This is a genomic window from Peribacillus sp. NPDC094092 (assembly GCF_050279365.1).
In the GTDB taxonomy this organism is placed as follows: Bacteria; Bacillota; Bacilli; order Bacillales; family DSM-1321; genus Peribacillus.
Genome location: NZ_JBNNUC010000002.1, coordinates 373,196 through 398,739, shown reverse-complemented (window position 1 = coordinate 398,739; position 25,544 = coordinate 373,196). Strand labels below are relative to the sequence as shown.

The 25,544-nt window shown below is 43.7% G+C and carries 20 protein-coding genes and 1 other annotated feature; of the genes, 8 read left to right on the top strand and 12 right to left on the bottom strand.

Annotated features, from left to right (window positions below; translation table 11 throughout):
• Window positions 1-10: 10 nt before the first annotated feature.
• From garD to kdgD, 3 genes are all read right to left on the bottom strand, one after another.
• The gene (gene garD / locus ACQKNS_RS10900; protein ID WP_427642802.1) at window positions 11-1,546 is read right to left on the bottom strand and encodes a galactarate dehydratase; all 1,536 of its coding nucleotides are present in this window, start codon (window positions 1,544-1,546) and stop codon (window positions 11-13) included.
• Window positions 1,547-1,646: 100 nt separating this feature from the next.
• Entirely contained in the window at window positions 1,647-3,110 is a 1,464-nt protein-coding gene (gucD, locus tag ACQKNS_RS10895) for an alpha-ketoglutaric semialdehyde dehydrogenase GucD (RefSeq protein WP_427642800.1), read from the bottom strand.
• Window positions 3,111-3,127: 17 nt separating this feature from the next.
• Complete coding sequence (gene kdgD, locus ACQKNS_RS10890; RefSeq protein WP_427642798.1) at window positions 3,128-4,060, bottom strand: 5-dehydro-4-deoxyglucarate dehydratase; 933 nt, start codon at window positions 4,058-4,060, stop codon at window positions 3,128-3,130.
• 320 nt (window positions 4,061-4,380) lie between these two features.
• Between kdgD and ACQKNS_RS10885 the strand changes: the two genes are divergently transcribed.
• The 3 genes from ACQKNS_RS10885 (at window position 4,381) to ACQKNS_RS10875 (ending at window position 7,995) form a co-directional block, all read left to right on the top strand.
• Window positions 4,381-5,742, top strand: a complete 1,362-nt coding sequence (locus tag ACQKNS_RS10885) for an MFS transporter (protein ID WP_427642796.1) — start codon at window positions 4,381-4,383, stop codon at window positions 5,740-5,742.
• 31 nt (window positions 5,743-5,773) lie between these two features.
• Entirely contained in the window at window positions 5,774-7,132 is a 1,359-nt protein-coding gene (gene gudD, locus ACQKNS_RS10880; RefSeq protein ID WP_427642794.1) for a glucarate dehydratase, read from the top strand.
• A gap of 161 nt (window positions 7,133-7,293) precedes the next feature.
• Complete coding sequence (locus ACQKNS_RS10875) at window positions 7,294-7,995, top strand: FadR/GntR family transcriptional regulator (protein WP_063232459.1); 702 nt, start codon at window positions 7,294-7,296, stop codon at window positions 7,993-7,995.
• 180 nt (window positions 7,996-8,175) lie between these two features.
• Here ACQKNS_RS10875 and ACQKNS_RS10870 read toward each other — a convergent pair whose 3' ends face one another.
• Together ACQKNS_RS10870 and ACQKNS_RS10865 are read right to left on the bottom strand one after the other, a co-directional pair.
• Window positions 8,176-8,319, bottom strand: coding sequence for a hypothetical protein (locus tag ACQKNS_RS10870; protein ID WP_427642792.1), 144 nt, complete (start codon window positions 8,317-8,319; stop codon window positions 8,176-8,178).
• A gap of 31 nt (window positions 8,320-8,350) precedes the next feature.
• On the bottom strand, window positions 8,351-9,109 hold the full coding sequence (locus ACQKNS_RS10865; protein ID WP_427642790.1) for an SDR family oxidoreductase: 759 nt from the start codon (window positions 9,107-9,109) through the stop codon (window positions 8,351-8,353).
• 190 nt (window positions 9,110-9,299) lie between these two features.
• Between ACQKNS_RS10865 and ACQKNS_RS10860 the strand changes: the two genes are divergently transcribed.
• Entirely contained in the window at window positions 9,300-9,917 is a 618-nt protein-coding gene (locus ACQKNS_RS10860; RefSeq protein ID WP_427642788.1) for a TetR/AcrR family transcriptional regulator, read from the top strand.
• Between the two features lie 30 nt (window positions 9,918-9,947).
• Here the strand turns inward: ACQKNS_RS10860 and ACQKNS_RS10855 are convergent, their stop codons facing one another.
• Window positions 9,948-10,649 (bottom strand): alpha/beta fold hydrolase, encoded by a 702-nt coding sequence (locus ACQKNS_RS10855; RefSeq protein WP_427642786.1) that lies wholly within the window; start codon window positions 10,647-10,649, stop codon window positions 9,948-9,950.
• Between the two features lie 164 nt (window positions 10,650-10,813).
• Entirely contained in the window at window positions 10,814-11,716 is a 903-nt protein-coding gene (locus ACQKNS_RS10850) for a LysR family transcriptional regulator (protein ID WP_427642784.1), read from the bottom strand.
• A 121-nt stretch (window positions 11,717-11,837) separates the two neighbouring features.
• Here ACQKNS_RS10850 and ACQKNS_RS10845 point away from each other — a divergent pair, with 121 nt between their 5' ends.
• Window positions 11,838-13,841 (top strand): YhgE/Pip family protein, encoded by a 2,004-nt coding sequence (locus ACQKNS_RS10845; RefSeq protein ID WP_427642782.1) that lies wholly within the window; start codon window positions 11,838-11,840, stop codon window positions 13,839-13,841.
• A 136-nt stretch (window positions 13,842-13,977) separates the two neighbouring features.
• On the opposite strand, the gene ACQKNS_RS10840 is transcribed toward ACQKNS_RS10845, so the two are convergent.
• Entirely contained in the window at window positions 13,978-15,483 is a 1,506-nt protein-coding gene (locus tag ACQKNS_RS10840) for a DHA2 family efflux MFS transporter permease subunit (protein ID WP_427642781.1), read from the bottom strand.
• 200 nt (window positions 15,484-15,683) lie between these two features.
• Here ACQKNS_RS10840 and ACQKNS_RS10835 point away from each other — a divergent pair, with 200 nt between their 5' ends.
• Complete coding sequence (locus tag ACQKNS_RS10835) at window positions 15,684-16,580, top strand: TetR/AcrR family transcriptional regulator (RefSeq protein ID WP_427642779.1); 897 nt, start codon at window positions 15,684-15,686, stop codon at window positions 16,578-16,580.
• Between the two features lie 143 nt (window positions 16,581-16,723).
• Window positions 16,724-18,397, top strand: a complete 1,674-nt coding sequence (locus ACQKNS_RS10830) for a ribonuclease J (RefSeq protein WP_427642777.1) — start codon at window positions 16,724-16,726, stop codon at window positions 18,395-18,397.
• A 58-nt stretch (window positions 18,398-18,455) separates the two neighbouring features.
• On the opposite strand, the gene ACQKNS_RS10825 is transcribed toward ACQKNS_RS10830, so the two are convergent.
• The 3 genes from ACQKNS_RS10825 to ACQKNS_RS10815 form a co-directional block, all read right to left on the bottom strand.
• Window positions 18,456-19,874, bottom strand: a complete 1,419-nt coding sequence (locus tag ACQKNS_RS10825; RefSeq protein ID WP_427642776.1) for an amino acid permease — start codon at window positions 19,872-19,874, stop codon at window positions 18,456-18,458.
• Window positions 19,875-20,001: 127 nt separating this feature from the next.
• The gene (locus ACQKNS_RS10820; RefSeq protein WP_427642775.1) at window positions 20,002-20,634 is read right to left on the bottom strand and encodes a LysE family transporter; all 633 of its coding nucleotides are present in this window, start codon (window positions 20,632-20,634) and stop codon (window positions 20,002-20,004) included.
• Between the two features lie 140 nt (window positions 20,635-20,774).
• The gene (locus tag ACQKNS_RS10815; protein WP_427642773.1) at window positions 20,775-22,019 is read right to left on the bottom strand and encodes an MFS transporter; all 1,245 of its coding nucleotides are present in this window, start codon (window positions 22,017-22,019) and stop codon (window positions 20,775-20,777) included.
• A 359-nt stretch (window positions 22,020-22,378) separates the two neighbouring features.
• Between ACQKNS_RS10815 and ACQKNS_RS10810 the strand changes: the two genes are divergently transcribed.
• A complete protein-coding gene (locus ACQKNS_RS10810) occupies window positions 22,379-23,005 on the top strand; it encodes a LysE family transporter (protein WP_427642771.1) in 627 nt (208 codons plus the stop codon).
• 245 nt (window positions 23,006-23,250) lie between these two features.
• Here ACQKNS_RS10810 and thrS read toward each other — a convergent pair whose 3' ends face one another.
• Window positions 23,251-25,158, bottom strand: coding sequence for a threonine--tRNA ligase (thrS, locus tag ACQKNS_RS10805; protein ID WP_427644168.1), 1,908 nt, complete (start codon window positions 25,156-25,158; stop codon window positions 23,251-23,253).
• Window positions 25,159-25,218: 60 nt separating this feature from the next.
• Window positions 25,219-25,442, bottom strand: a binding site (T-box leader).
• Window positions 25,443-25,544 lie beyond the last annotated feature (102 nt).

Below are 25,544 nucleotides of genomic sequence, written 5' to 3'. Positions count from 1 at the left end.
GAAATCATTATTAGGTAACTGGCGCAGGATTGAACAGCGCCAAATCATTATGAAGGCCCCAATGCTCTGCCCAGGTTTTCTTTTTACCGCTGGCCACTTCCAAAATGAGGTGAAATATTTCCCACCCGACATCCTCTATGGTTGCTTCACCTGTAGCGATAGATCCTGCATTTATATCAATCAGATCTTTCCATTGCTCGGTCAATGTATTTCGTGTAGATACTTTGATGACGGAAGCCATTGCGAGATTATAAGGTGTGCCTCTTCCGGTTGTAAAAACTTGAAGGTGCATGCCGGAAGCTAGCTGCAGCGTTCCGCAAACAAAATCACTAGCTGGTGTAGCTGCAAAAATCAGCCCTTTTTCCGTTGCTTTTTCACCTGGAGCCAGTACGCCTGAAATGGGGCTGCCTCCGGATTTGGCAATGGAGCCTAAAGATTTTTCCACTACATTGGCCAACCCGCCTTTTTTGTTTCCTGGCGACGGATTGGCACTTCGATCGGCATCACCTGAAGCAAGGTAGTTATCATACCAATCCATTTCCTTTATTAAGGCTCTCCCCACTTCTTCATTCACTGCACGAGGCGTCAATAGATGAATCGCATCCCGTACTTCTGTGACTTCAGAAAATAGAACGGTTGCCCCTGCCCTGACTAATAGATCTGTAGCATATCCTACTGCAGGGTTGGCTGTGACACCAGAGAATGCATCACTTCCTCCGCACTGCGTGCCGATGACTAATTCGGAAACCGGAAATGTCTCCCGCTGACGGCTGTTTAACTTGATTAAACGTTCCTCTGCCATTTCCATAATGGATCGGACCATTCCCGCAAATCCCTGCTGATCCTGAAGTGAAATGATATCTGAATCGTCCCGGCTTGGATTTATTCTCATTGGAGACAGTTTTTCACACCCCAATCCAACTACCAAGGCTTCCCCGCCGAAATTCGGGTGTTTCGCAAGGTTCTGTATCGTGCGAATGGGAATGACCGCTTCCGGTGCATTGATTGCAACTCCGCACCCATAGTTGTGATTTATGGCAACAACATCATCAACATTCGGATACTTCGGGAGAAGCTCCCTTTTTATCCGGCTCACGACGAAATCCAGCACGCCTACCACACATTGAACACTTGTTGTAATGCCTAATATATTCTTGGTTCCAACACTGCCATCTTCATTGCGGAATCCTTGAAATGTATATCCCTCAAGCGGGGGTAAAGTTTTGGGTATATCATTTGCCACCGGCAATTCCTTTAAATCCGGAGAAGCCGGAAGCATCACCAATGACTCGTCAATCCAACAGCCCTTACTGATGGATTCAGCCGCATATCCGATAATTTCCCCATAGCGGATGATGGCTTCATTCTCGACAATGTTCATTAAAGCCACTTTGTGGCCTTGTGGCACTCTTTCTTTCAATTCAAGCCCACAAGGGAAAACGGTTCCTTGATCCAAGCCCCCCGTATTAACCACGATGGCGACATTGTCCATCCCATTCACCTTAATATAAAGCGGTACCTCAGTCAGTTGCGTTTTCGTATCCAATTTACCACTCCTTCATTCTAAAAAAGCAAACAGACATCACCAAAGATACACGAAAGGGTTACTTCAGCTAAAATATCTGTTTCAGACACTTCTTTTCCCCTTATTTTACAAACACCGTTTTAATGGATGTGAAAAACTCTTTTGCTGCTTCTCCTTGTTCCCTTGAATGGGAGCTGGAGTTTTTCATGCCGCCAAATGGCGCCTGTAATTCAACGCCTGCGCTCTCAGCGTTGACCCTGATCAATCCGGCCTCCATATCGTTAACAAATGAAAGCAAATGTTTGATATTGGCTGTGAAAATCGAAGCACTAAGCCCGTATTCCACGCTGTTCGCAAGTTGCAGGGCTTCTTCAACTGAATCAGCTTTCAATAAAGCGATCACCGGACCAAAAATTTCTTCCTGTACAATGGTCATATCTGACGTACAGTTATCAAAAATCGTAGGCTCTACATAAAAGCCATTTGCCTGAGGGCCTTCTTCAGCACGCTTCCCGCCAATTAGAAGTGTAGCGCCTTCTTCGATTCCTTTTTCGATATAAGAAAGGACCGTTTTTAATTGATTTTCGCTAGCGCATGGTCCCATCCATGTCCCGCTGTCCAATCCATCCCCGATGGAAATGCCTTTCGTTGCTTTCACCAGCAGCTGCTTGAACTCTTCATATACTTCAGCTGCAACGATGACACGGCTTGTCGCGGTACATTTTTGTCCCGTTGAGCGAAACGCGCCTGTGATGACTGCTTCTACAGCCAGATTTAGATCCGCATCCGCTGCAACGATGACCGGGTTTTTCCCGCCCATTTCAAGCTGGTATTTCGCTCCGCGTGCTAACGCCGCTTGTCCAATCCTTTTTCCAACGCCGTTTGAGCCAGTAAAGGTAATGCCGTTTACATCTTCGTGATCGGCGATTCCCTGCCCGATGACACTGCCCGGTCCTGTGACCATATTGATAACACCCGCAGGTAAACCGGCTTCTTCAAAACACTCCATGATTTTCGCACAGGTGATGGCCGTCTCTGTGGCCGGCTTCACCACAATCGTATTCCCATAAACGAGGGCAGGAGCCATCTTCCAGATCGGGATGGCAATCGGGAAATTCCAAGGTGTAATGACGCCCACTACTCCAAGCGGGACGCGCGTCGTGAACATAAGCGCTGAACTGTCGGTGGATGGGATGACATCCCCCACTTTACGCATTCCTTCTCCTGCATAGTATTTCAGGATCGCAATACCGCGTGCCGTTTCCCCTTTTGTTTCTGCAAAGGTCTTACCCATTTCCCGTGTTGCACATTCTGCGATTTCATCCATCCGCTTTTCAAGGATTTGCGCTGCTTTATATAGGTACTCCCCACGCTCTGAACCAGCTAGTTTGCGCCATTTGTCTTTCGCCTTTTTTGCCGCTTCCACAGCCAGGTTCAAATCTTCCTTCGCAGATTTCTGTACATATCCAACAACTGCCTGATTATCTGCCGGGTTTAAACTTTTTTCAACTTCATTTGAAATGGAAGCAACCCATTCACCGTTAATATAGTTAAGAAACGTTTTTGTTTGAACTGTAGTTATCATATATAATCCCGCCCTTATTAGATTGATTGAATAGGTGTTTCTTTTGGAAAACGATTTAAAGCATTCTCTAATATCGTTTGCATTTCTGCATAATGTTCTTTTTCCACCGGAAGAATTGGCAATCTGACCGTTTGCCCGACCGGCATTCCCATAATCTCCATACCTGCTTTAATGAGGGAAACCGCATACCCTTTTCGCTGACGGCGAATATTGTTGATTGGCATGATGACCTGTTGGTAAATTTCTTTGACCGTTTCTTGATCTCCGCTCAAAATGCCATTATAGAATTTCCGTGAAATGTGCGGGATGTAATTGGAAATCGCGGATGAGTAAGAGTCAAAGCCAAGTGGAACGTAGGCCGACATGGTAACTTCCGCTAGCGGCATTCCGTTCAGCCAGCCGAAACGCTTTCCGAACGTTTGTGTAAGGTGTCCATTCAACTCCATATTGCCCAGACCGTCTTTCACGCCGACCACCTGCGGGACCTCGGCAAGTGCTTCCAAAGTTGAAATGGAAAGTGAAACATTATCACGCTGATATACGATGGAATTCAAGTCTGTACTCTCTGCGATAGCTTTGAAATAAGCCGCCAGCCCTGCCTGTTCTCCAGTAACGAGATATGGAGGTAATATTAAATAACCATCTGCCCCTTTATCCGCAGAAATTCTGGCAAGTTCCAGGGAAGTTTGAATATTCCCGCCTACCCCTGTGTATACAGGTACTTTTCCAGCGGTGACGGATACGGCCACCTCAACCATCGCTTCATATTCCTCTTTACTTAACGAAGGATATTCTGCTGCTGCACATGCCACGAAAATAGCCTCTAGTCCCTCATCTAATAGAAATTGGATATTTTGGGCGAGTGCTTGTTCATCAAGCTTATTACTCTTTGTGAATGGTGCCACGGGAAATCCGAGAATCCCTTTAGGTGCCTTGCGAATCTTATTCATTTTTTATTCCCCCTTGTGTATTATTGTTTTATTGTAAGACAAATACACCGTCCGGTCAATCGTATTTTTTTTATTTTCTGAAAAATGGAGCAACACTTCATCACTCAATAATTTCGCTTCTAATATATACAAAAAAACACGATAATGAAGGAGCTAAAATGAAAAACGATTTAAGAAAAAAAGCCATTGACAAACAATTTTATTTGTCTTACCATTGGACAAAACTTAATATTAAGAATTTTCACAAAGGAGGAAACAGTTAACATTGTAAGCGGTATCAAATAAAAAATATAATTAAATACGATTAAGGAAGTGAGTATATGAACGCTGAAGAAAAAGTTTTTCAACCATCTCCTAAACTGCCAAGTGCCCAGAAAAAAACACGCACACGATGGTTCATTGTCTTTATGCTCTTTTTGGTTACAGCCCTGAATTATGCAGATCGTGCGACGCTATCAATTGCGGGTACGGACATGTCTGGTCAGCTTGGTCTCGATTCAGTCATGATGGGTTATGTTTTCTCCGCTTTCGCTTGGTCTTACGTTGCTGGACAAATTCCAGGCGGATGGCTTTTAGACCGTTTTGGCTCGAAAAAAGTTTACTTTTGGAGTATCACGTTATGGTCTACCTTTACGCTTTTACAAGGATTTCTCGGTTTTTTCGGTTCTGCCGGAACAGCTGTCATGGTATTATTCGGACTGCGTTTTTTAGTTGGATTGGCAGAGGCCCCTTCCTTTCCGGCCAACAGCCGCATCGTTGCTACCTGGTTCCCAAGCCATGAACGCGGAACCGCGGCTGCCACTTTCAATTCAGCCCAGTATTTTGCAACCGTTCTCTTTGCACCGATCATGGGGTACATTACGTATAAATTTGGCTGGGAATACGTCTTCTTCTTTATGGGTGCTTTAGGAATCATCGTTGCTTTCATCTGGCTTAAAACGATTCATGGCCCAAAGGAACATCCTCGCATCAACAAAGCTGAGCTTGAATATATCGAAGCGGGCGGCGCTTTGATCAATATGGATCAAACCTCTACAAATAAAGAGGAAAAGAAAGGCGTCAACTGGAATCATATTAAGCAGCTTTTATCAAACCGCATGCTGTTAGGTGTTTATCTCGGACAATATTGCATTACAACGTTAACGTACTTTTTCCTGACATGGTTTCCTGTGTACCTTGTACAAGAAAGAGGCATGACCATTCTTGAAGTTGGACTCGTCGCTTCCCTTCCAGCCATTTGTGGATTTTTTGGCGGCATTCTCGGAGGGACATTCTCGGATTTCTTGTTACGGAAGGGATTCTCATTGACTGTCGCCCGAAAAGTGCCCATTGTTGTTGGGATGGTTCTATCGATGAGCTTGGTAGCTGCAAACTATGTAGATACTGAATGGGTGGTCATTTTCGTTATGGCCCTTGCGTTTTTCGGTAAAGGATTTGGGGCACTCGGCTGGGCGGTAGTGGCCGATACCTCACCAAAGGAAATGTCCGGTGTCAGCGGCGGGCTTTTCAATACATTCGGTAACATTGCAGGCATTACAACACCGATTATCATCGGATACATCATTGCCACGACAGGATCTTTTAATGGGGCGCTAGTCTTCGTATGCGCCAATGCTCTTGTCGCGGTCTGCAGTTATTTATTCCTTGTTGGTGAAATTAAACGTGTAGAGTTAAAATCATAGTTAACTAAATATTCTGGTAGGGGGAAGAATCATGAACAATCAATTGCTTAAGGATCAAGTAAAAATCGGCACACCGGTCATTTCAGAAATGAGTGTTATTCCAGTTGCGGGCCATGACGGCATGCTGCTGAACCTGAGCGGTGCCCATGCTCCTTATTTCACCCGGAACATCGTCATTCTGAAAGACAATGCGGGTAATACAGGTGTAGGTGAAGTTCCTGGAGGCGAAAAAATTCGTCAGACACTCGAAGATGCGAAACAATTGGTTGTCGGGCAGTCCATTGGGACATACAACAACATCCTGAATACCATCCGTAAGCAGTTCGCGGACCGGGATGCGGGAGGCCGCGGCCTTCAGACGTTCGATCTCCGTATAGCCATCCATGCCGTAACAGCTTTGGAAGCGGCACTCCTGGATCTAGTTGGCCAATATTTAGGTGTTCCAGTTGCAGCCCTTCTCGGCGAAGGACAGCAGCGTGATAAGGTGGAAATGCTGGGCTACTTATTTTATGTAGGTGACCGCAATAAAACGGATCTTGGTTATTTAAGCGAACCTGAAGCGGAAGATGACTGGATTCGCCTCCGTCATGAGGAAGCGCTCACACCTGAATCGATTGTCCGCTTGGCAGAAGCCGCCCACTCTCGCTATGGATTCAATGATTTTAAACTGAAAGGCGGGGTTTTGCGCGGGGAAGAAGAAATCGAAGCGGTGACGGCACTTGCGGAACGTTTCCCCGAAGCCAGGATCACCCTTGACCCAAATGGCGGCTGGCTGTTAAAGGATGCGATTGAACTTTGCCGGGATCAACATCATGTTTTAGCTTATGCGGAAGACCCATGCGGAGCGGAAAATGGTTTTTCCGCCCGGGAAATCATGACGGAATTCAGGCGCGCAACAGGCCTTCCTACCGCTACTAATATGATTGCAACGGACTGGAGGCAAATGGGGCATTCCATTCAACTTCAATCCGTGGACATCCCTCTTGCCGATCCGCATTTTTGGACGATGCAAGGCTCCGTCCGTGTCGCTCAAATGTGCAACGACTGGGGATTGACTTGGGGATCACACTCGAATAATCACTTTGACATTTCACTGGCCATGTTTACACACGTTGCTGCAGCCGCACCAGGTAAAATCACTGCGATCGATACCCACTGGATCTGGCAGGATGGGCAGCGTTTGACGAAAGAACCTTTTAAAATTGTCGGCGGTATGGTCGATGTCCCTTCCAAACCCGGCCTTGGAATTGAAGTGGATATGGAACAAATCGAGAAGGCACATCAGCTTTATAAACAAAAAGGACTTGGTGCCCGTGATGATTCAATGGCGATGCAATACCTGATTTCCGGATGGGAGTTCAATCCAAAATCACCTTGCCTTGTCAGATGATTTTTTCCAACAATGCGTGCGTCTCTCTCTTTGGAGAGGCGCATTTTGCTTTATTTGGGGCATAGATCTTCTCTTCCTCACATGCAAATAAGTGTATTATATTATATAATTAGTCTTACAGTATGAATACATATAGGTTTTAACAGAAAAGGGGTTACACAATGGAAGAATCGTCAAAGAAACTAGGCGTACAATCGGTACATCGCAACACTCTTTCACAACAAGTCGTGGATCAAATCGTGCATCTGCTCGTCAGCGGACAAATGAAAGCGGGCGACAAACTGCCTCCTGAAATGGAACTCATGAAAGAACTTGAAGTAAGCCGTCCTGTTTTACGGGAGGCGCTCAGTGCGCTTGATACACTAGGTGTCATTACACGGAAAACGCGTGAAGGAACCTTTTTTAACGATAAAATCGGTACACATCCTTTCTCTGTCATGCTGGCGCTGGCAACGGATAATTTACCGGCGATCATCGAAGCACGAATGGCATTGGAGTTGGGATTGGTAACAATGGCTGCCGAGAAGATCACAGACGAACAGCTGGAGAAACTGCAGGTTACGATTGACACGATTGCCAATAGTGAAGACAACGATTATGGAGAGGCCGATAAAGAGTTCCACAAGATCATAGCTTTAAGTGCGAACAATCCCATTATTGAAGGCATGATCGATTCCTTATTGATTACCCATAATAAAATAAACAGCCTGATACAATTCAGGGAACGGGAACTGACTGTAAAGTATCATAAAGCCATATATGCGGCACTTGCAGCACATGATCCACACGAAGCATTCAGCCAAATGTACAAGCACCTTGATTACGTCCGTCAGAAAGTCCTTCAATATTCTCACGCAAATTAATAGAGCGCTGTGTGGAAGATGGAAGTAATCGCAGCAAACTGATGATCACTCAAAATTTCATAGGGAAAGTGGATTTTTTCAGGGAACCTATTTAGCTTCCAAGATTTCAGAGTTCAACCTATCTTTTAAATCATTTTTTTTGAGAAAAACCGGATAGTGGTTGAACTATCCAGCTCCCGCTTATCCACTTTCGATTGAAATGAAAATGTTCCCCGATGCAGTCGAAACCTCATGCAAATCGTTGGCTAACCACAATCCCCATCCAAGGCTCCACTCAAAAAATGCATCCCTGCTTACTGGCAGGAATGCATGTATCTGTCCCAAGTTCTTGACCATCCTCTTTTTAATTTACGGCTTAATATGCACTCCAACCAGCATCTGCCGTGATGACTGTGCCATTAACAAAACTGGAATCGTCTGAAGCAAGGAATAAAGCTACTTTAGCGATTTCCTCAGGTTTGCCATTGCGAGGATTGATGGCCATACCCAATTGTTGGCGAGAAATGCCGAACTCATTGATATTCGTCATGCTGGAACCGATATTGGTTTCAACTCCGCCTGGTGCTATTGCATTGCAGCGAATCCCTTTATTGGCATACATGAAGCCCGTGTTTTTTGTGAACCCAACCACTGCGTGCTTAGAGGCCGTGTATGCTGCGCCTGCTCGAGCACCGTACAAACCTCCAGCAGAAGCAATATTGATGATGACCCCTTTTTGTTTTTCCAAAAAGATCGGCAATACCTTTCTAGTCGAACGCATGACGCTTGTCGTGTTAATGGCAAAAATCCGATCCCATCTAGAATCTTCAATGTCCCCAGCAGGTTCCATGCCATCCATGATACCCGCGTTATTCACCAAAATATCCACCGTACCATACGTATTGACCGTGGTATCGATCAAATGTTGAATATCTTCCTCCACCGCTACGTTCGTTTTAATGGCAAAGGCCATTCCGCCATTCGCTTTTATTTCTTCTACCGTCTCGTTCGCACCATCAAGATTTAAATCCGATACGACGACTTTGGCCCCTTCTCTAGCATAATCTATGGCAATTTGTTTCCCCATGCCTGATGCTGCGCCTGTCACTACTGCAACTTTGTCTTGTAATTTCATTTGAACTCCCCCATTCACTCTAGTGAAGTGATACTTATTGTACAGATGTTCATTAACTAACTTCCTTTATAGTATAATTAGTTTCAATAGGCTTATACAATCAGCAAATGATGACCTCGATGTTGAACAATGAACAGAAAGTGTTCATTATGTTCATTTAAAGGACAATAACGAACAAAGGGGGAAGAAAATGTCCAATAATAACACTGGGATTGATAGGAGGATCAGGAAATCCAAACTGGCATTGAAGGATTCTCTCATATCATTAATGCAACATAAGGATTTCAGGGAAATATCGATTACTGACATTGTAGAACGCGCCGACCTTAATCGGGGTACATTTTATAAACACTATCAGTATAAAGAGGAACTGCTTGAGGAGGTGATGGAGGATGTAATCGCCGACTTGATCATCTCTTACCGGGAACCTTATAAAAACGTTGAAACTTTCACCATCAATGAACTAACGGCTTCAGTGATCAAAATATTTGAACATGTAGCTAATTATGCAGACATTTATACCCTCATCCTAAAGTCCAATGCTTGGCCTACATTACTGGATAGGATTTGTAATGAATTAAAGAAACTTCCATTGGAAGACCTAGAAGATTACCGGCCGAACCCTAGAATCAATACAGAACTCGCCTCCAGTTACCAAGCGTATGCGATATTAGGCATGATCATCGAATGGGTCAACACCGGCTTTAAATACAGCGCGGACTATATGGCTGAACAGTTGCTGGAAATCATTAATAATCAATCGGTAAATGCCGTCTATAAAATAAACCATACATTTAAGCAGGAATAAGAGGGCTGCATCGGCAACCCTCCTATCTCATTAAAGTGCCTGCCCTTTGGAAAGAAACCTTGTCACGGCAGCCAAGAAAGCTGATAAATTATCTTCATGAACAAAGTGTCCTGCATCCTCTATCGTCACCAATTCGCAATTCGGAATAAGCCCGGAAACTTCCTGCAATTTATTTTGGGGTATATGGCTCGACCCGCCCCCTATAACAAGCGTCGGCATCATGATATCGCTGAGACGTGCCCACCATTCGGGATCGGGTTCATTAAGCTGCTTTATTATCGAAGGCACAACCTGCCAATCAAATGGAAGTGGGCCAGAAGGTTGGGAAGGAACCTCAATTGGTTCATCCGAGAAAGGTGGGGGCGTATCTTCGACTATCAACCTATCTATCCTCGAAGGAAAATTTTGCGCGAAAAGATAGGAAACTGTTCCCCCCATGGAATGCCCTATTAGCGTAAATCTTCCCAAGTTCAGCGCATCCGCAAAATGAAGCAAATCATCGCACATCAATTCGAAAGTGTATGTATTGGTTCTCTCACTCCCACCGTGTCCCCGTTGATCTAAAGCCAATACACGATAATTTTCTCCTAATGCTGCAGCCACTTGATCCCATGACTCTGCACTTTTACCCATCGCGTGAAGAACAACAAGCGGCGGTGCAGAAACATCCCCGCTCTCCCGGTATTGAAACGTGTGTCCATTCCATTCAATTTGATTAACCCGTATTTCCATCTCCATTCATCTCCCAGGATCGGAATTGGTCAAACCCGATCTATTTAAGAAAACCCCCTAAAAATACTATGTTCACGACCATTAAATTATACGTTTTATGCCTTCACCCATTCATTCGGGATTCATTCCTGTTTTCCTCCGATCATACCGGCCCTTAACTACATTTATTCATCCTTTGTTCTGGCGGAGTTGGCGGCAGCGAAGTAATCCATGACAAATAACCGAAATTGCTTGGCCACCGGGGTGAAATAGCGTTTTTCGGACCAGCCGAGCCCTATTGTTCGTTGACAAGCAGGTTCGGTTATCCGGATTTTATGGGATAATGACCCGGTTTGATGGAGCCATGTCAATTCGGATACGAAGGCGACTCCCAGCCCTTTCCTGACAAGGTCCGATATGACAGCAGGTTCATCTCCTTCAAATGCGATGTGCTGGACGAATCCCGCTTCGAGGCAAAATTGGTCAGTGAGGCTGCGGAACCCGAAGCCCGTGTTCATACTGATGAATGGTTCATCTTTCACTTCTTGGAGTGTAATGCTTTCCCTGCCTGCCAGCCGGTGATCGGGAGGCACGATCAAGTATATTTCTTCGGTGATCAGCGGTTCCCACTTTAAGTCTGGGCCTTCAATCGGAACGGATGATATGCAATAATCGATTTCTCCTTCTATTAGAAGCTGCTTCATGGAAGATATGGATTTCAGGAATTGTTGAAAACGGACATCCGGGCATTGAGATAAAAATGCACCCAATAAATCAGGCAGGACCCTTGGAATGGTAACGGCCAAGGTGATGTTCTTTTGGTCTCGATCTGTTAATTCCACTATTTCACGCCTCCCTTCATTCAGCTCCGCAAAAGCGCGTTCGACACGGTTCAAGAAAATTCGTCCGGCTGCATTGAGCTTGATTTTCCGGTGTTCCCTATCGAACAGTGCGACTCCCAAATCCTCTTCAAGCCGGGATATGGTTTTACTGAGTGATGGCTGAGCAATCTGAAGTTGTTCCGCAGCCTTCGTCATATGTTCCAGCCGTGCTACGGTTTGAAAGTACTGAAGCTGTAATATTTCCATTTTCCCACTCTTTTCGCATAGATTTAAATCTATTATTACATAATCAATTATGTATTATACAGTATCTAAAAAAGCCATTATGATGAAATAATCTCATAGTTAGAAAAGGAAGGCTCAAATAATGAAAGGTTTACAACTTGTACTTCAAGATATAAATGCAATGTGGAAACATAAACACGGGAGAATCGCCTTGATTTTCCTTTTGGTCGTTCCATTGATTTACTCAGGATTCTTCTTGGCAGGATATTGGAACCCTTATGGAAAGTTGGATCAGCTCCCTGTGGCAGTGGTCAATCTCGATGATGGTTCAAAAATGGACGATAAGCCAATCGAGGCTGGAGAGGATTTCGTTGAACAATTGAAAAAGCAAAAAGAACTGGATTTTCACTTTGTCACGGCAAAGGAGGCAAATAAGGGTCTTAAGGAAGGTACCTATTATATGGTTGTCACGATTCCGGAAGATTTTTCGGAAAATGTCACGACTTTACTGGATAACAAACCGGAAACGGCTAAACTTTTGTATACTGTCAATCCAGGTAAGAACTTCGTTGCCTCACAGATCAGCTCTACTGCTGTTGAAAAAATGACGGCAAAAATCAACGCTAGCATTACGAAAGTCTATTCTGAAGGCATCCTTTCGAAATTCCAGGACGTTTCTAACGGCTTGGCGGATGCCGGCGATGGAGCGGAAACACTTCATCAAGGAACGGCGGATGCGAAAAGCGGCATGGAGAAATTGAATGGTGGCATCCAGGATTTGAATGATGGCGCCCAGAATCTGCAAACAGGAAGCAACAAACTCCTGGATGGACAAGAAGCCTTAGCGGATGGTGCAAAAGGATTATCATCAGGTTCCCACAACTTGCATACTGGCATGAAGCAGCTATCTGATGCACATGACTCATTGGAAAATGGGATGAATCAAGTGAGTAAGGGTGTTGAGAATTGGTCAGCCGGAAATGCAAAATTGATGCAAGGGCAAGAACAGGCGGCCGATACGGCGAATACGCTAAAAAAACAATTGAAAACCTATGTGGAACGTCATCCTGATGCATTAAAGGATCAAGACTTCAAGCAAATCATTGCCCTATCAGAAGGTTTATCCAAAACAGCCTCCACTTTACAAACCGGTCAAAAGCAATTGGACGAAGGTGCTGCCAAAGTGGCTGATGGACAAAAAACCGTTCAAACCGGGATGATGGCTTTTGGTGATAAAATGTCACAGGCTACCTTGGGTGCCGAGCAATTAAACATAGGGTCTGAAGAATTGGCGGATGGATTGTTTAAATGGAAAAATGGTTTCTCCACTTTACATGCCGGAATCGATTCGCTGGCCGGCGGAAGCAACCAGCTAGCCAGTGGATCGAAGGAACTTCAAGACGGACTGGCTTCACTGGAAACGGGTTCAAGCAAATTATCCACCAAGCTTAATGAAGCTGCCGATGAAACGGCCAGTCTTCAGTACGACGATTCGACAACTTCGATGTTCTCTGAACCCGTTCAATTGGTCCAATCGAATTTATCGGAAGTACCTAACTACGGAACCGGGATTGCTCCTTATTTTCTGTCATTGGCCTTTTATGTAGGCGGCATCATGGCTTCCAATATCCTGCCGCTTGGGCGCAGGCAAAATCTTAAGGTTACCGGAACCGTTCATTTCACCAATAAATTAATGCTGGTATATGTAATCGGCTTGATTCAGGCACTTCTAGTGGATGCTGTCGTCCTTCTCGGATTCCATTTACACGTGGCAAGTGTCCCTGTTTTCATTCTATCAAGCATCATCGTTTCATTTACCTTCATGACATTCATTCTTATGTTGGTGACCGTATTCGGAGTGGTCGGCAAATTCGCAGCCGTGACCCTTCTCGTTTTCCAATTGGCGACCTGCGGCGGAACATTCCCAGGCGAACTGGGCATGTCATTATTGACGGAAATCGGTCAATTTTTACCAATGGCCCACTCATTGAAGGAACTTCAAGAGGTCATCTCATTAGGCGGCTGGGAAAACTTGCAAACGCAGATTTGGATCTTACTTGCCTATCTCGTATCGGCAGCGATCATTGGCTGGATAGCCAGCCATATCCAGCATGCAAAAGTAACTTCAGAGGAAGTGACATCTTGATGAAAAAGCGCAGTGCCAATGGCACTGCGCTTTTTTATAACTGATTGATCATGGTCGAATGAAGCCGGCTGAACTTAAAAGAAAGCCCTATGCTGCCTGAACGGTTCAGGTGGCATAGGGCCTTTTATTGTTTCATTTAAGCGGTTTGATCTTTTTTCATGGCTGGTTTTTCTTCAGCCGGCCAAGCACGCTTAATGAATAATGCCAGAATCAGCGCCACACCAGCAATGAAGGTGGATACAAAGAAGGAGAAGTTAATTCCATCCAGCATTGCCTGCATCCCGATCTGGGCTTTCATTTGGCCCATCATCTCAGCAGTGGGCTGGCTTGTTAATTTGCTCATCGCTTTCGTCATTAAATCTTCGGCAGTAGAAGCTGCACGGTTAGACATGACCGTAACGAGCAATGCCGTACCGATTGCACCGGAAATTTGGTTCAGTGTGTTATTCATCGCTGTACCGTGCGGGTTCATGCGGGCTGGCAGCGAGTTCAACCCATTTGTCATGATCGGCATCATGGACATTGACATCCCGAAGGAACGAACGGAAAACAGAATTACAATTTCTGTATACGTAGTTTCCATTGATAATTTACTTAGCAAATACGTAGTTACCACGGTAATAAGCAAACCGATTGAAGCAAGGATGCGGGCACCGAACTTATCGAAAAGCTTACCGGTAACCGGTGACATGAGGGCCATTAATAACGCACCTGGAAGCATCAGTAATCCAGAATCGAATGGTGAAATGCCACGTACTGTTTGTGTGTACATCGGAATTAAGATCATCCCCGAGAACATCGCCATGTTCAGTACGATTGAGATCGTTGCAGATAAAGCGAACATCGGGTGCTTGAAGATCTTGAACTCAAGCATTGGTGTTTCCATTTTAAGCTGGCGGGAAATGAAAAGGATCAGGGAAATTGCACCAACAATCAGTGTTCCATATACCCACGGGCTATCCCAGCCCTTGCTGCCTGCCGAACTGAAACCGTAAAGCAGGCCTCCAAAGCCCAAGCTGGATTGGATGACCGATAATTTATCGATTTTAATATCGACTTTTTCCTTTTTGTCTTTAAGTTTAAAGAAGCCGAAAATAAGCACTAATAAAGCTAGCGGAGTAATGAAATGGAATAGCATTCTCCAATCATAATGTTCGATGATCCAGCCTGAAAGCGTCGGCCCGATTGCAGGGGCAAACATCATGACCAAACCGAATAGTCCCATTGCCGAGCCCCGTTTTTCAACAGGGAAAGAAGTTAAAAGTACGTTCATTAATAATGGCATCATGATTGCCGAACCGGCAGCCTGAACCATACGTGCGCTCAATAAAAGCGGGAATACATGCGCTACACCTGCAACGATCGTCCCGATCGAGAACAGGAGCATGGCTGTCAGGAACAGATTACGTACCGAATATTTTTTTATTAAGAAGGCAGTTGTCGGAATCATGATTCCGTTCACGAGCATATAGCCCGTTGTCAGCCATTGGACTGTGGAAGTCTCGATTCCCAGGTCTGTTTGGATCGATGGCAGTGCAATATTTAAAAGGGTTGAATTCAGTATCGATATAAACGCCCCGACCATCAGTATGGCCAAAATGCCATACGACCCCTTTTTCTCATTTGTTTGTGCAGTACTCACTTTTTATCTATTCCTCCATTCAAACTATTGGTTCATTTTATTAGACGAGCGGTATATTCCAATCTCACAAAATCAATAATATACCCCTGGTTCATTTTTTGCAATAAAAATTTACTGGTTTAAATAAGGGTTTGTGCAGTGATGAAAAATAGAGTACGATTACATTTATACAAGCAGTATAATGAAAATTAGGTGATATGATGAATAATCGAAGGCAGAATGTCATCGATACGGCTCATAAGCTGTTTATTGACAAAGGCTACCAAGCCACGTCCATCCAGGACATTTTAGATGGCAGCGGTATATCAAAAGGTACATTCTATAATTATTTCCCTTCGAAGGGTGAATTATTTATAGCCATTTTCCGTTCCTTCTATACAAAGATTCGCCATGACAGGGAAAAACTGTTGATCGGTCAGGATTCAGCCGATATTGAAATTTTCATCCGGCAGCTCGATTTGCAGATGATGGTGAACAAGCAAAGCAAATTGCTAATCCTGATCGAAGAAGTCCGTGTTTCCAATGATGAAGAATTAAAACAATTCATCAATAAGACGGTATTGTTGAACTTACGCTGGATGTATAGCCGTTTTATCGATATATTCGGGGAAAGCAAAAAACCTTATCTTTTGGATAGCGTCATCATCTTTCATTCGATGATGACCCATATGAATCATTTTAGCTATCGGGTCAATCCCGCCGGTACACCGGACATACAAATTATCCGCTATTGCATGAACCGCATTGTCCGCCTGGTCAATGAAGTGGCTGAAAGCGGGGAACAGATCATTGATCCTGAACTCATGGATACGTGGTTTCCAAACTTTACAAACCACCTTGATCCTTGCCATAATGATTTGCTTCAATCCACCATGGAATTGAAAAAGGCGATAAACAAAGCCTTGCATTGCGATGAAGATCGAACAAGAGCCATTGAATTAATCGACTTTATCCAAGATGAGCTGATGCAGTCCGACAAGCCGCGAAAATTCTTGATTGAAAGTTTGCTGCACACTTTGAAGACTGGATATGCATCACAGGTCCAAGCATATATGGAAACTTTTGAAGAAAGCATCAATTCTTGCTTGACCCCATGAAGATTGGTGATACACGCACCTGCCGAAAACGGCGGGTGTTTTTTTACGGCTTTTTTGACTTGCCCTGTTTAAAAAAGAGTTGGTTTTATAAAAGGGACCTAAGGAAACACTATCCTTATCATCATAAAGGGAGGTCTATCTACTTGAGTGTGAAAGAGAATGCTTTGTCCATACTGGCCCTGGGCGGAGTGAATGAAATCGGTAAAAACATGTATGTGGTTCAATATTCCAACGATATCGTCATTATTGATTGTGGTGCAAAGTTTCCTGATGAAAGTCTATTAGGAGTCGATTTGATCATTCCTGATCTTACCTTTCTTCAGGAGAATAAGGAGAAGATCCGGGCCTTAATTGTGACTCATGGGCATGAAGATCATATTGGCGGGATCCCCTATTTCTTGAAAAAATTGAATGTACCCATTTATGCCACACGTCTAACACTTGGTTTGATTGAATTGAAGTTAAAAGAACATAACCTTTTGGGTGATACGGAATTAATCCAGATCGATTCGGATTCAAGGTTGGAATTCGGGGAGATGGTTCTGGACTTTTTCAAAACGAATCATAGTATACCCGATTGCCTTGGAGTCACCATGCATACGCCAGAAGGCACTGTCGTTCATACAGGGGACTTTAAGTTTGACTTGACTCCCATGAATGATCAGTACCCCGATATTCATAAAATGGCCAAAATCGGGAGTGAAGGTGTACTGGTTTTATTATCTGAAAGCACGAACGCGGAACGTCCCGGCTCAAGCCCCTCGGAGCATCTGGTTGGCAGCCATATTGAAGAAGCCTTCATGCAGGCAAAACAGAAAGTCATTCTTTCGACCTTCGCTTCAAATGTCAATCGAGTCCAACAAGTTGTGAACGCTGCACAGAAGACAAACCGGAAACTCGCCCTGATTGGACGAAGCATGGTGAACGTCGTGACCGTTGCCATTGAACGCGGCTACCTCGAGGTTCCTGATGGGATGCTTATCCAACCGCAAGAAGTGGATAAATATGCTCCTGAAAGGGTCGCGGTTTTATGTACAGGAAGTCAAGGAGAGCCATTTGCGGCCCTTTCCCGCCTTTCCAGTTCGAATTATCGGGATATGAGCATTTTGCCTGATGATACAGTGATTCTTGCTTCCACTCCAATACCCGGAAATGAACGGGATGTTTCACGTATCATCGACAACCTGTTTCAACTTGGCGCCAAAGTCATTTACGGTTCTGGGACTGTTACAGGCATGCATGTTTCCGGACATGCCTATCAGGAAGAGTTAAAGCTCATGCTTACCCTGATGAAACCTAAGTATTTCATACCGATTCACGGTGAGTACCGGATGTTGCACCAACATCGATTGCTAGCTGAGTCTGTAGGGGTGGAGAGGGACCATACTTTCATCATCAATAACGGAGATGTGGTGGATATTGAAAACTCCGTTGCCCGTCAAACGAGAAAGGTGGCTGCAGGCAATACCTTTGTTGATGGTGTTGGCGTTGGTGATGTTGGAGAAGTCGTTCTGCGTGACCGCAAGCAACTTTCCGAAGATGGGATGCTCGTGATCGTCATAACACTAAGCAAGACGGAAAGAAAAATAGTATCAGGACCTGATACCATTTCCCGTGGATTTGTTTATGTTCAAAATTCCGAGGACCTCCTTAGACAGGTGAACCGTCTTGTCACGAAAACGGTCAACGACTTACAAAGTGAAAAAATATATCGATGGAACGTCATTAAGCAGACCATAAAGAAGGAACTGGGGCAATATCTCTTTACTCAAACCAAGAAAAAGCCAATGATCCTTCCAATCATCATTGAGATTTAACGCCAAATCGAAAGCACACAAAAAGGAACCCGATTTCGTACAAATCGAGTTCCTTTTTTCAATCAAGCCCTGATTTACTTGCTTTTGCTGCCATCGCCTTGTTCTTATTCCAAACCTTGAACTTCATGAAAACGGCGGCAAGACCGATGATCACAATGAATAAAAGGCTGATGAAAAACCCTGGACGTATCTCTTTTTCAAGCAAGGTGCCACTCACGGCTGCCAAAATTAAAAGAAGCCCGAAAACGGCCGTAATCTTACTCCAAATCTTATTTTCCATGATCTTGAAAGAAGAGAGAATGATGAATGCCCAGTTATACAAAAGTAATATTCCAGCGGATGTTGTAATGTATTCATAAATCTTGCCCGGCAGGAGCAAGGCCGTGATGATTGATCCTAAAAGTCCCAAGGCTCCAAGACCGAGTGAGGGCAGTGGAAGGTCCTTGAATTTTTTGATCTTTTGCATGAATAATGCGGGTGCATTTCCATCATCGGAGAGCGTTACCAATAGATTGGTTACACCGAATAGTGAAGCGGTCATCGTCGAGAAACCGGCAATGATGATCGCACCATTAAAAACATGCGGGAAAAATGCCAGGTGATAACTGTCCAATGCCGAAACGAATGGGCTTTCTTTTTCACTGAATGCCCCTAATGAAATCATGATTACGGCTAATCCCAAAGAAACCACATATATGATGGTAAGAACCAAGAGCATGATCGTCCCTGCCTTTGGCGCATCTTCCTTCTTTTTTAGCTGCATCGCCATCAGTCCAATGACCTCAATGCCTCCAAACGCATAAAAGGCATAGATAAGGGATGTCCAAAACCCTTTTAGCCCTTTTGGAAATAATTCATTGAACTTATTCGGAAATGAGGGCGGTTTCCCTCCATCAAGACCAAACCAGCCGAAAACGGCACATATGGCAATGATGATAAACATTACGATTGCTGCCGTCTTAATTATCGCAAGTATGTTTTCCACCCTGTCGAACCCTTTTGTTCCCAGCAACACCACCACGATCGAAACAATGGCAAAACCCGATGCAAATAGCCACAGCGGTACTTTCGGAAACCAAAATTGTGATAATAGCGAAAGCGCAGTAAGCTGGCTTCCCATGATCAATATATTGGAGGACCAATAATTCCAGCCACAGCTAAAGCCAGCCCATCGCCCAAATGCTTTATTGGCATAATAACAAAAAGACCCCTCTTGAGGATCGGCAGCCGTCATCTTAGCTAGAAGATTATAAACAATGTAGGTGCCTAATGCAGCCAATACAAATGAAAATACAATGGATGGCCCCGTCGTTTTAATCCCTATGGTCGACCCGAGGAAATACCCTGTCCCGATCGTACACCCGACACCGACCAATGATAACTGCCACCATTTCATATCGCCTTGTTGTTCACCAGATTCTTTGGAATTTTGAGCAGCCTTCCCTTTAGCTGAACTGCAATTGGCATTTGCAGTCATAACATTCCCCCCTTCCATCATTCATAGTGTTGATAATGCCACAATGAATTATGCAAGGTAGAAGTTTACCAAATGATAAATCAAAGATCACCATAAGAATTGAAATGCTATGTATTGTGCGTAAGGATTATGATACGATGGCAGAAATGCCTTGGTAAGAAAAATAAACTCCAAAGCCGATCAAAGATAATCCAGAGATGATCGAAATGGCCATTAAGCTTTTTTCATTTAAAAACCTGCGAAATCCATTCGGCAATGCAGCAACAAAAAAATCCCAGCAAGTAAGACCAAGGAAAATCATCCCGCTATAGATGAAAAGCTGGGAGGTCCCATGGCTTGAAGCCGTTTTAGCTAAAACAGATCCATAAATCCCCAGCCAAAATAAAATGGATAATGGGCTGGTCACTGACATGATGAATCCGGTCAAAAAACAGGAAAGTAAAGAATCTCTATTCCTATATTGATTTATTAATATCGTATTCACTAGTAAAACACTTTCGACCCCGGAATAAATTAGCACAAATCCGCCAAAAAGCCATAGAAAGATCTGGACAATCGGAAATTCTAAAAACCGTACCATACCCACATATACTAAAATCATGAACAAGGCATCCGCAATCATCGAGCCTGCCCCAACGATCCAGGCATGCCAAAACCCGTTCTTGATCCCTTTATCGATACGAGCGGAATTCACCGGACCGATCGGTGCTGCAAGGGTTAGTCCTAAGAAAAAGTAACTCAGCAGTAAATGTACACTCAAAAAGCATCACTCCTTCGAGCTAGTTCATGACTTGTACATTTTATGTGACAACCACCCGCCTATAACCTCATCCCCGCAAAAAACTTTGCGTGTTACAAACAAAAAAAGCCGTAGGAAAGCCCGGCTTTTTCGGAGGATTTCTATTGAAGCCTATTAGCTGCAGCTTCCTTTTTGTCTGAGCTAATGAATTTCAAAACAATCAAGACGATGCCCATGCCTATGATCCCTGTAATGATATAGCTCAAATTAAGATGATTTTTCATGACAAGGGACATGACCGGAGGGCCTGCCGCAACTCCGATGAACCTTGATGACATGTAGAAGGAGGTTATCGTCCCACGCTGTTCTTTTTTTATATTTTGAGTGATGATTGCGTCGAGTGTCGGCAATAACGCACCAATTGCTATGCCAACCAAACTTGTGACGAGTAATAAAAGGAAAACTTTATTTTTTGTAAAACCGACAAATACAAGGCTGATTGAAAGGACAGCTATACTGATCATGATGATCTTTTTCATGATTGGCAATTCACCCTTGATTTTTTTCCCGGCAACATAAGAAGACACACAAAGGAAAAATAGCGGGATCGCTATAACTAAACCTTTTTTGACTCCATGCAAATCATGGATTTTTTCCAGATTATCAGACAAAAAGAAAAGAACGCCGAATAAAACCAACATGACAAATACACCAATCAGGAAAACCGTATATAACCATTTTCCTTCCTGCTTGAATATTTTTTTCGTATCATGCCAAAATTCTTTGAATTTCTTCGGATCATCCTTTTCCTTTGGTACCTTTATAAAGAAAAAGACCAAGACGATAGATATTAAACTGAAGAATGAAATCGAGAAGAATGGTAAAAACCAGATAAATGCAGCAAACAAGGAACCCAATATTGGACTAAGCACTTTCCCAAATGTATTCGAGGTTTCTATAATACCCAGACAAGAACTTGTTTTTTCATCATCATCCTTATATAAATCCCCCACCAGAGGCAATATGATGGGCGAGGCACCAGACGCCCCAATCCCCTGCAATACCCTCCCAATGATGATCCATGTATAGGGATTTTCCATTTTCCATGATGCATAACCTGCGATCAAACCACCAATGAGGGCTAGGATCAGACTTGGCAGAATCACCATTTTCCGTCCGAATCGATCTGATAAATAACCTGCAATGGGAATTAAAAAAATGGATGCAACCGAATAGCTTGTTATTACCATACTTGACTGAAATGAAGAGATCCCGACCTTTTCCTCGAAAATGGGCAAAACTGGGATAAGCATTGAATTTCCAAGTGTCATCACCAATGGAATTGATGCCATACTGATCAGGCACCACACGCTTACATCTTTATTTTGCTTCTCATGACCTTCCATACTTACACTCCTCATCCATTATAAAAGCAACTTATTGCATAAAAGGCAACCATTTGTGAAATCAATATGTTTTACATCATTTTTTTGATGTCTTAAATTATTATGTTATTGCTCTGAAAGATTTATTCAGCATCGGTTTTCCCAAAATTACCCCTTATGACCTTTAAAACAAAAAACCCATCCTGTTTAAGAATGGGTTTCCTGCATGCATCTTTGTTAAAGAAGGTCACGACTGGGTAAGCGCAAACCGGACCATGCTTCACCATGCCCACTCAAAAAAGGACTAAAAAGGTGGTACAAGTCCAATCGTTTGAATACATTCAAATAAGCGAAGATGTATCAAATGATGAGGTGATGAATTGGGTGTTTTTTTCAGCTATGTATTATTAGGTTTATCACTGGCGGCTCCTATCGGTCCCATAAACGCTGCTCAATTGGACAAAGGAATCAAGAAGGGTTTTTGGCATGCCTGGATTTTTGGCTGGGGTGCCATTTTAGCGGATTTTGTTTTTATAGCCCTCGTCTTTTTCGGTGTCGTCCACTTTTTGGACAACTCCTTCATGAAGACATTTTTATGGCTTTTTGGATTTTTCGTCCTGACCTATACCGGGATCGAAAGTCTGCTAAGTGCAGGCAAGATTGAAGTGCATGCACGAAAAGCGCAAGATTCCCTTTTATCTTCATTCCTGACAGGATTCATCATGTCCCTTTCGAATCCTTTATCCATTTTGTTTTGGCTGGGGATTTATGGATCCATTCTCGCAAACTCCGCTTCAAAATATGATATGGATCATTTACTTTTTTACAGTTCAGGGATCCTTGTCGGCCTCATAATCTGGGATTTCGCAATGGCCATCATCGCCAGCACCTTCAGACGCTTTTTATCCAAACCCATCCTAATGGGCATCTCGATCGTTTCGGGTTTATCTCTTATAGGGATTGGCATTTACTTTGCCATACAAGCTGCCAAGGTTTTATTTACATAAGCATTTAGTATTAAATAGAAAAAAAACTACTGATCCTTCTTTGTCCATGCCCGACACCTTTTCCCATTTCTTGAATGTATAATTACGGTTATTCCTCTTACCGTTGGCTGGGGTATGGATTTGTAGATAGAAAAAAGACAGCCGATTTTTTCGGCTGTCTTTTTGTATCCAAACCTAAACCTAGGAGCATTCACTTTTGAGTTCCGCGCATTTACTCATGAATTTCGGATTAAGCTGCTTTCTTGTTAGATGCTGCGTTCTTTTATTTGCTGGGCCATTTTCTTGATGAACGTTTCTATTGCGACATGTTCAACTTCTTGTTCCCCGTATTTCCGGACATTCACTTCATTTTCTTTCTCTTCTTTATCTCCTAGAACCAGCATATATGGGATTTTCCCCATCTGTGCTTCCCTGACTTTATACCCCATCTTTTCATTCCGATCATCGATTTTCACCCTTATGCCTTGATTCTTCAGTTCTTTTTGAACCTTTAAACAATAATTCAAATGAACTTGTGAGACAGGGATGATCTGTACTTGCACCGGTGCGAGCCATACCGGGAAGGCACCGGCAAAATGTTCTATCAGGATTCCGAAAAAACGATCGATCGATCCAAAAATGGCACGATGAATGACGACTGGACGAACTTTTACATTATTTTCATCGATGTAAGTCAGATCAAATTTGTCGGGCATTTGAAAATCAAGTTGGATTGTTGCACATTGATGGCTTCGTTTTAATGCATCTTTAATATGAAAATCGATTTTCGGTCCATAAAATGCTCCATCCCCTTCATTTACTTGATAATGTATCCCGATACTTTCCAGAACATTTTTCAAGGCTGTTTCAGAAGCTTCCCAAAGGGAGTCATCGCCCATTGAATCCTCTGGACGCGTCGAGAGCTCCACGGAATATTCGAAGCCAAAAGTGCGATACACCTTATCAATCAGATGAAACACTTGTTTAATTTCGCATTCGATTTGATCCTGCCGAACAAAAATGTGGGCATCATCCTGACAAAATGTACGGACACGCAGCATCCCGTTCAATGCCCCGCTATATTCATGACGGTGGACTTGACCGAATTCGGCCATCCGGATCGGCAAATCCCTGTAAGAATAAAGACTGTTTTTGAAAATGAGCATATGACCCGGACAGTTCATTGGCTTCATCGCGAATTTTGTTTGATCCACCTCAGTGAAGTACATATTCTCATGGTAATGATCCCAGTGACCCGATTGTTCCCATAACTGCTGGTTCATCATGAAAGGAGTCCGAACTTCGTCGTAACCAGCTTCAGTCTGAAGCTCGCGCGAAAACTTCTCCAATTCATTTCTAATGATTTGCCCTTTCGGTAAATAAAACGGCATTCCAGGTGCTTCCTCCGAAAACATGAATAGCTCCAACTGCTTCCCTACTTTACGGTGATCGCGCTTGGCTGCTTCTTCCAGGAATTCAAAGTGTTCCTGTAAATCCTTTTTCTTTCGGAATGCCACGCCATACACTCTTTGAAGGACTTCATTTTGATTGTCTCCCCGCCAATAGGCACCAGAAACACGAGTCAATTTGAACGATTTTACAAATGATGTGGATGGAAGGTGCGGCCCTCTGCAAAGGTCGACGAATTCACCCTGTTGATAGATCGTTAATTTTTCACCATTAGGGATGTTCTTCGCTATATCCAACTTGAAAGACTCCCCTCTGCCCTCGAATAACCTCACAGCTTCTCCATAAGTCACATCGATCCTTTTTATTTCCAGATTTTCACTTATGATATGTTCCATCTCTTTTTCAATAGCTTGTAGATCCTCTGGGCTCAAAGGATGGTCTAATTTAAAATCATAGTAAAACCCATCTTCCACGACTGGCCCCATCCCCAATTCCACATTTTTGTATAATCTTTTCACAGCCTGTGCCAAAACATGCGCCGATGTATGTCGTAATACTTGTAACCCTTCATCCGAATCCAGAGTCAAGATCGACAGGTCGGCATCCTCATTCAGCTTGTGACTTAAATCAACCAATTGGTTATCCAGTTTTCCCGCTACTGCCTTTTTCCTTAAACTAGAACTGATGGACCCTGCCACACTTTCCACTGTCATTCCTAGCGGATATTCCTTTTGCTGCCCATCCGGGAATCGAACTGTAATCATTTTTCCACCCATCACATAAACACTCCTTTTTAAGAAATAAAAAAACGCACTCATCCCTAAGTAAGGGACGAGTGCGTTTATACCCGTGGTTCCACCCAATTTCCCATAAGCAAGAAACACTCATGGCTCTGGAGCTTGTAACGCAGCTTAGACGATATCAGTTACTCTCGTTCACCGATATAGCTCAAAGGCGGTAAATCAATTTCCTAAGCCAGGAAGTTCGCAGCTGCCCTTCCCTCTCTGAAGACCGTAAAAATGATTCATGTCCTTATCATGGCAATAATTATTCTAATAAAAAAACGCACTCATCCCTAAGTAAGGGACGAGTGCGTTTATACCCGTGGTTCCACCCAATTTCCCATAAGCAAGAAACACTCATGGCTCTG

What these genes read in the sequence shown, in the direction of transcription:
- gucD (WP_427642800.1), bottom strand. Translation starts at nt 3,110, where the DNA reads ATGATAACTACAGTTCAAACAAAAACGTTTCTTAACTATATTAACGGT.
- kdgD (WP_427642798.1), bottom strand. Translation starts at nt 4,060, where the DNA reads ATGAATAAGATTCGCAAGGCACCTAAAGGGATTCTCGGATTTCCCGTG.
- ACQKNS_RS10885 (WP_427642796.1), top strand. Translation starts at nt 4,381, where the DNA reads ATGAACGCTGAAGAAAAAGTTTTTCAACCATCTCCTAAACTGCCAAGT.
- gudD (WP_427642794.1), top strand. Translation starts at nt 5,774, where the DNA reads ATGAACAATCAATTGCTTAAGGATCAAGTAAAAATCGGCACACCGGTC.
- ACQKNS_RS10875 (WP_063232459.1), top strand. Translation starts at nt 7,294, where the DNA reads ATGGAAGAATCGTCAAAGAAACTAGGCGTACAATCGGTACATCGCAAC.
- ACQKNS_RS10865 (WP_427642790.1), bottom strand. Translation starts at nt 9,109, where the DNA reads ATGAAATTACAAGACAAAGTTGCAGTAGTGACAGGCGCAGCATCAGGC.
- ACQKNS_RS10860 (WP_427642788.1), top strand. Translation starts at nt 9,300, where the DNA reads ATGTCCAATAATAACACTGGGATTGATAGGAGGATCAGGAAATCCAAA.
- ACQKNS_RS10855 (WP_427642786.1), bottom strand. Translation starts at nt 10,649, where the DNA reads ATGGAAATACGGGTTAATCAAATTGAATGGAATGGACACACGTTTCAA.
- ACQKNS_RS10850 (WP_427642784.1), bottom strand. Translation starts at nt 11,716, where the DNA reads ATGGAAATATTACAGCTTCAGTACTTTCAAACCGTAGCACGGCTGGAA.
- ACQKNS_RS10845 (WP_427642782.1), top strand. Translation starts at nt 11,838, where the DNA reads ATGAAAGGTTTACAACTTGTACTTCAAGATATAAATGCAATGTGGAAA.
- ACQKNS_RS10835 (WP_427642779.1), top strand. Translation starts at nt 15,684, where the DNA reads ATGAATAATCGAAGGCAGAATGTCATCGATACGGCTCATAAGCTGTTT.
- ACQKNS_RS10825 (WP_427642776.1), bottom strand. Translation starts at nt 19,874, where the DNA reads ATGACTGCAAATGCCAATTGCAGTTCAGCTAAAGGGAAGGCTGCTCAA.
- ACQKNS_RS10815 (WP_427642773.1), bottom strand. Translation starts at nt 22,019, where the DNA reads ATGGAAGGTCATGAGAAGCAAAATAAAGATGTAAGCGTGTGGTGCCTG.
- thrS (WP_427644168.1), bottom strand. Translation starts at nt 25,158, where the DNA reads ATGATTACAGTTCGATTCCCGGATGGGCAGCAAAAGGAATATCCGCTA.